Genomic DNA, 7,266 nt, shown 5'->3' on the forward strand with positions numbered 1-7,266 from the left:
AAGCAAATAGAATCTATATAGATTCCAATGTGCCAGAAGTCATTAAAGAAACTTTAAATTTCTATAATGACACCTTAAATAAAGAGATTGATTTTTCTAATATACTTTTAGATTATGAAAAACAAGAATTAATTTCTCAATACCAAGAAAGTGATTTAGACTTTATCACAAGAATTGCTCATAATTGTGGAATCTTTTTTTATGAAACAAGTGATAAAATCTACTTTTGCGACCATTATAAAAAAGGAACTTCACATTTAATTCCTTATAATTCCAATCCAAATAATAATTTAAAGCAAGAATGTATTAATGCCATTTTACAAGAGAACCAAATCTCTGCTAATTCTTTCACGCATTCAAGCACACATTTTAGCCAACCTGCAAACATTTCAACTTCTACTGCTAATCCAAATCCTAATGACGCACTCTCTAATAAACATTTTTATGAAAACGCCCCAATCTCTAAAGTTTATGAAAATAGATTCAAAATGTTAGATGAAATTTTAAATGTAAAAAGCAATATCTATGAATTGCAATTATGTGATTTTTTAGAAATTAAAGGTTTTAGAGATGGAGAATCATTTGTGCTAGTTGCAAACACACAAATTCTATCAAATGATATAAACTTTCAAGGTTGTGAGAATGTTTTAACACTTCTGCCAAACCATCTTATCTTTACTCCAAGCCCAAAAGCTAAACCTAAAGCACCCAATTGCACACAAGGAATTGTAATAGGTAAAGGCTTAGAGATAGAGCAAGAAAGAAATACAATCTATACAGATGACTATGGAAGAGTAAAGGTAAGAATCAATCTGTATGCAGCACAAGAAAGTATTGATGAGAAACAAGGAATCTATCACCATACCCCCTTTTTAAGAGTGGCTTCTCCTATTGCAAGTCATCATTCAGGATTCTATCATACTCCAAGAGTAGGAGATGAAGTAATTATTTCTTTTTTAGATGAAGATATAGATAAGCCTTATGTGAGTTCTAGTTTATATAATGGAACAACCACAATGCCACAATATAATTACCCAAGATATAAAAGAGAAATCGCCTCTGATACGCTCTCTTCTTTAAGTGCTGTGCCTACGATGATAAATAAAGGCTTAGAGGAACTTCAACTCCAAGAAGATACCGATTATTCCTTAAGCCCTACAAACAACCATTATCTCACTCTAGCAAATGCAACGATAGGGACAGATAATGTAGAAGCAAGAGCAAGGAATGAAATCACTTTAAAAAACGATAAGGATAAAGAAGAGATTTATATCCTCGCACAAAAGGATTATAAAGAAGAGATAGGCAATAATTATGAACAAACCATTAAAAGCAACAAGACTTCAGAAGTGGGAGCTTTATATACTGAATTTATTACCTTAGGACATATGCAAAACATTGTGGGATTTAAAAATGTCAATGTAGGAGCAGAGTATTTAGAAAACACTCTACTCTCTAAAGATACTAATGTGGGACTAAACAATACTTTGAATGTGGGAGTGAATAATGAAGTCAATATCGCACAAAATTATGAAGAAAACACAGGAAATGACAAAAAAGTGATTGTCAATAACAATTTAGAGCAAGTAATAGGAAATGATTCTATTCAAAGAGTGGGGCATAATAAAAATGAAACTATACAAGGTTCTTATGTAATCCAATCAAACGATAGCATAAAAATGTTTTCAAAAAAAGATACAAGCATAGAAACTAATGAATATTTTAAAGCTGAAGCAGACGATTCCATTAGCTTTAAAGCTAAAAATGATTGTTCTTTTACAGCTGATTTTGTCAATACTCTAGCCAATAAAGAAAACATTGTGGTCGCACAAAAAAAGATTGTAAGTCAAGTGGGAAATGCTACCATTGAACAAACAAAAGATAAAGTCATTATTCAAGTTGGTAAAGTGCAAGTGATTATAGATAGTAAAGGATTAAGAGTAAAAGGAGGAGATTTAAGGGCAGATTAAAATTTAATATAATTAAACTTACAAAAAAGGAGACACAATGAAAAATTTAAATAAAGAGCTAGTTGAAGTGCTTGAAAGCTGTATAGCCGCACCAAAAAAGGAATTAGAATCCTTAAAAGCAAAAGTCCTCACACTTTTTGAAAAAGGTGCGGTGATAGATGAAGAAAAAATAGTAGAGCTAGAGACTTATATCAGCGATTTAGAGCAAGAGTATTGGGACGATAGAGCCGTGTATGCGGGGCGAAGCGTCAAAGACACTGAAGAATATGCTCTTTTGCAGATTCTAAAAAAGCTCACAAAGGCAAAAGACAAGGCAAAGGCATTTGATTCACTTTTCACGCCTAAAACCTCCCAAAGCAAAGGTGTAACCTATCAGCCAAAGACAAAAGCAGCACTCAAAAAGCTTATCAAAGATGAAAGCATTTATCTAGGTGATATTGATGTCAGCGGAGTGAGCGACTTTTCAAAACTCTTTGATAGATCCAAGAGAAAAGATTTTAGCGGGATAGAAAAGTGGAATGTCTCGCATATCAAGGATATGTCATTTTGCTTTGTGGATGCAATGCATTTCAATCACGATATTAGCTCGTGGGATGTGAGCAATGTAGAAGATATGTGTCATATGTTTAATAGGGCTACTAGATTCAATCAACCTTTAGAATCTTGGAATGTCTCAAAGGTAAAAGATATGCAGGGAATGTTTAGTAGTGCTAGTCAGTTTAATCAGCCCTTAGAGAAATGGGATATGAGTAATGTAGAAGATGTAAGCTATATGTTTGCCCACGCTAAAAAATTCAATCAACCCTTAGATAAATGGAATTTATGCAAGGCAAAAGACATATATGAGATGTTTTGGAACGCTAAAAAATTCAATCAAAATCTAGATTCGTGGGGAGACAAATTGCCAGAGGGATGTAAGATAGGCTATTGGTTCAAATTTGTTGCTTTTTCGCCTATTGATGATGAAGATAAGAAACCAAAATGGTTTGTTACCACAGAAGATGGCTTACTCAAAAAAAATTAGTGGCACACATCAGCCAAGATAGAAAAAGATTTGAAGAGTTAAACAAAAATCAAAGCTTACAAAAAGTTTAAAAGGAGACACAATGAAAACACTAGAGGAACTCAAAGCTATCTTTAGAGAAAGTAGGGGCGACATAAAAGATAAGTTTTGGGAGCTTATCAAATCAAACAATCTTGAAGCAGTGAAAGAGTTTTTAAAGGATTATCCAATTCCTGAAATCTTTTTTGAAAAATGGTTTAACAGCGGATGGCGAGAGGTCAAACTTGAACCCTTTTTCCCTTCTCCCTTTGTGCTAGCTCATGCAGGGCTTGCGTATGATAAAGACAAAAGTTTTGCAATGATAGAGTATTTTGAAAGCTTAGGATTAAAAGCTGATGACCAGCATGAACATTGGAATGCCTTAAGTAGTTATATTGTCTGGGGAGGAAAAAATCCAAAAGTCATTGAATACTTTTTAGGTAAAGGAGCTACATTTGAAACATATTGTGAATATGGAAACACTCCTGTACATTATTTTGCAATGGGTCAGCCCAAAGCACTAGAAGTTGCTCTTAAAGCCGGGGCTAATATAGAAATGAAATCTATCAAAACGGACAATGAGCTTAGAATAGGTTGGAGACATATCGACGCTACACCCCTATATGAAGCCGTAACAGAAGAGGAAAGGGTTGCATCTTGCACCGGAATATTATTAAAATATGGAGCGGAGGTAAATGCCGTGCATTATTACTTAAAAAAAGATGGCACTTGGTTTGCAATTCGCTCTATATTAGATGTAGCCTATGGCGGTAAAAACAAAAAGCTTCTAAAAGAAGCAGGTGCGAAGACTTGGAAGCAATTAGTCAAAGAATATAACATTGATACAAGCCTAGAACTATCCGAGCAATACAGAATCTACAATGAATTTTTGGAGAAAAAGAAAAAGGCTAAATAATGGCTGAAGAACTTCTTACATTTAATGATGTGCTCTTTAAAATTAAAGAATTTGAAAGTGCAGATACACTAAAAGGCTGTTATCTTGCCTTTTATTTACCTAAAGAGAGGCATTTGGAAACAAAGCAGGGCAAAGAAGATACAGCAATAAAAAAGAAAGGTAGCAAGAAAAAAATTTTCCTTGTTGATAGCAACAATCAACGCATTAAAAAAATTGATATTGATAAAACTCAGTCTCAGAATTATATAAAAGAAAAAAATGAAGAAAAAGAAGAGAGAATCAGTAAGCTTGGACTTAATGCGGATAATATTGATAGTGAGTTTGACGCCTTAGGTGATGAGGCTACACCTAAGAATAAGCTAACAAGGAATAAGTATGAAGACTATGATGTATTCTATGATGTCTATACCAATCAAGACAATATAAAAAATTATATTGAAAAATTTGAAGTTAAAAATGGTGTTGCAAAGGTTGAAGCAAGTTTCTTGCAAGATTTTTTTAAGAAGTCTAGGGAAGGTAAAGAGAATCATAAATGGTGTTTCATCCCTAGATTAATTCCAAAGAATGAAACTATGGATAAATTTGAGTTTGATCCTGTGCCTTTAGAGGATAAAGGCTTTGTTGTTACTGATTTTCATAATACCAAAGAAAAAGCACTTACCTTTCAAAGAAGAATTGCCAATGTAAAAAATCCAAGCCTAACGCTCCAAAGTCCCAAAGAGTTTAAAGCAATGCTAAATGGCGAAGAATCTGCCAAACACGACAAAGAAGAACAAGCGGAAAAAATAGAGAAAAGTGCGAAATATATCCTAAAAGAAATTGATAGTTATAATATTTCTGAAGGAACTAAAGAATTAATGAAAAATAAGTGGGAAAAAAAGCTTAAAAATTTAAAGAAAAATTCCCAAAAAATCTTGGGGAAAACCATCGGTGATACGGGAGAATATTGTGTAGCTTCCCTACTCTTTGAAAAGAAATCCACGAGACATTTATCCAATCAAAGAAAACTAGATGCAAACTTCAATACCAATGGATTTAACCATACGATTCCAGACTTTTTAGTAACTCTTAATGGTTATCCTGCCTTAGTGGAGGTTAAAAATGTCCAAACTCAAAGCCTAACAGAGCAAATCAGCTTTGAATTAAAACTTGCAAGAGAATATGAGCTAGATTATTTATTTTTATGTAATCATTATACTCAATTAATGGATAATATAACAGGTTTAGCAGAATTTAATTCAGGAAATAAAGACCATACGGGTTCTAGGAAAGGTTTTATATATCATAAACACGCCCACAGAAGCATAAAAACAATCTTTAAAGAAATCTATCTACATCACATTAAAGGAGCAGCACCTAATAAGATAATAATTAAAAGATTAGATTTAAATGATGCCACCCAAATAGAAGAAGAGCTTAATAAAGACCAAAATATACAGCAATGTGGAGAATAATAATGATGAATTTAAAAGAAAGCTATTTTGCTAAAAGTTTTGAGGAATTTCAAAAAGATTTTTATATTTGTATGGAGGATAAAGAGAAACTAAAAAAAGAAATATTTGCAATCTTTAGAGCGCAATATTATAAATGGAAAAATGATGAAAGTCTTGATAAAACGAATATCATTTTTAACGACAACCTAAATTATCTTTTACAATATGATGCACAAGAATTGCAAGGAGAATGCAAAGAAGCTTGGTTAAAAGACTTAGAGGAAAACGCCGATGAGATTTACGAAAGTTTGTATGTAGAGAGCGACGATAGGGATTATGATTCTTGCGAACTGCTTGAGTTTTATGGTGAGGATTATGACGAAGCAGAATCAGATGATGAGGACTATGAAAGCTGGAGAGAATCGCAAAACGACTTTGAATACGCGCTTATGGATAAATTAAAGGGATTTGAATGACAAAAACACTAAGTGCCAACCAGCTCCATTTTTATTTTTTTTCTATACAATCTTTTAGTGATGAAAAATATCTTAATGCTTGGAGTTTAAAAGGCAGTCGTCTAAATGCCAAAGAATGGTTAGAATTTCAAATGGCAAATCAAGGGAAGTTTTACAATGAGCATTTAAAAAACACTTTAGATTCTATGCAAGAGCTTAAAGCTTATTTTAGTGTTGATAGATTAGAGGGTATAAATATTAATGCTAGTGATGAATGGCTAGATTTATTACCTAAAAATTATGCACAAGTTTATAATAGACTTTGTAGAGACAAAAGCAAATATACTCTCTACCGATACGACAACAAAGATTTGAAGCAAATAGGAACACTAAAGAATCTTTCTCCAAATTTTCCTTTTTGGAATGAACAAGGGAAAAACTTTTCTCAAAGTGAGATAGATACTTTTATAGCAAAAGACAATCTAGCACCTTATTTTAATCGGTATGATGTTTATTTTAACTCCTCATTGCATTTAACTTTTAACTTTAGCGATGAAAGCCTAGAATATTTAATTAACAATTACAATCATAGAATCACACACAGCTTTACCCCAAAAAGCGAAAAAACAATACAAAAAGAGTTAGATTTAAGCAAAGAAGATAAAATCATCTTAGAGCTTGAAAATATGTTTTTAAAAATCTGTAAAGGTATCAGTGCGGATTATGCTTTTATGGATTTTTCTTACTTCTTTGTAGGATATGATTATACTTTAGATTCTAAAAACAATCCTTTGAAGTCTTATCCTATCAACTTAAATGATTTAATCTATAAAAGAAGTTTTAAAGAACATATAGAGGAATATGCAAAGAATTATTTTTTGAATTATTATTCTAAGGAGCTTTTAGAAGAACTTAATGAACAAGAATTAATCAAAGAGAGATTTAATGCTTATCTCATCAATTACAACAAGATTCCAAAAAATATAAAGGAAGAAAAAATACAAGGTATGCTCTCTAGGCAAAAAGATATAAAAATGCAATTTGTAAGTTTTATCAATTATCAAGATTATGTCTATCACAACAAAGAGGACTTTTGGGATTTAGAGGAAAGTAAGAATGCTATTTTATGGGAAAAGTTTTTATCTAAAGAAACTCTAAAGCCTTTGCCCAAATCCTTTGACTGCTCTTTAGAAGAAAAACTACTTTATGCTAAAGACACAGAACTAAACAATATCTTAAACTCTCATAGGATTCTCAATGCCTAATCAAAACAAAGAAGACAAGAATCAAGACAATCAAATAAAAAACAATCAAAAGAATAAAAATGAGAGCAATAACAATACAAACACTAAAAAGAAAACAAGAAGAAAAATAGCTCTTCCAAGAATAAAGGATATACAAACTACTCCAGATACATCTCTATTACATCCTATCTTAGAAGATAATCTTG

Annotated in this window: 7 protein-coding genes; all 7 read left to right on the top strand. The window is 32.0% G+C overall.

What is annotated here, in order from left to right; genetic code table 11:
* On the top strand, positions 1–1,970 hold a 1,970-nt coding region (locus tag HDT10_RS04285), incomplete at its 5' end, for a type VI secretion system Vgr family protein (protein ID WP_290880369.1).
* 37 nt (positions 1,971–2,007) lie between these two features.
* Positions 2,008–2,994, top strand: a complete 987-nt coding sequence (locus HDT10_RS04290) for a BspA family leucine-rich repeat surface protein (RefSeq protein ID WP_290880372.1) — start codon at positions 2,008–2,010, stop codon at positions 2,992–2,994.
* An 82-nt stretch (positions 2,995–3,076) separates the two neighbouring features.
* Positions 3,077–3,928: a hypothetical protein gene (locus tag HDT10_RS04295; protein ID WP_290880374.1), complete on the top strand. Its 852-nt coding sequence runs from the start codon at positions 3,077–3,079 to the stop codon at positions 3,926–3,928.
* Positions 3,928–5,382 (top strand): putative toxin, encoded by a 1,455-nt coding sequence (locus HDT10_RS04300; protein WP_290880376.1) that lies wholly within the window; start codon positions 3,928–3,930, stop codon positions 5,380–5,382. Before HDT10_RS04295 ends, HDT10_RS04300 begins: the two co-directional genes overlap by 1 nt.
* Positions 5,383–5,384: 2 nt before the next feature.
* Entirely contained in the window at positions 5,385–5,837 is a 453-nt protein-coding gene (locus tag HDT10_RS04305) for a hypothetical protein (protein ID WP_290880377.1), read from the top strand.
* Positions 5,834–7,081, top strand: coding sequence for a hypothetical protein (locus HDT10_RS04310; protein WP_290880379.1), 1,248 nt, complete (start codon positions 5,834–5,836; stop codon positions 7,079–7,081). The genes HDT10_RS04305 and HDT10_RS04310 overlap by 4 nt, the downstream gene beginning before the upstream one ends.
* On the top strand, positions 7,074–7,266 hold a 193-nt coding region (locus HDT10_RS04315), incomplete at its 3' end, for a hypothetical protein (RefSeq protein ID WP_290880382.1). The genes HDT10_RS04310 and HDT10_RS04315, both read left to right, overlap by 8 nt.

Source organism: Helicobacter sp., from assembly GCF_014799995.1.
Lineage (GTDB): Bacteria > Campylobacterota > Campylobacteria > Campylobacterales > Helicobacteraceae > Helicobacter_D.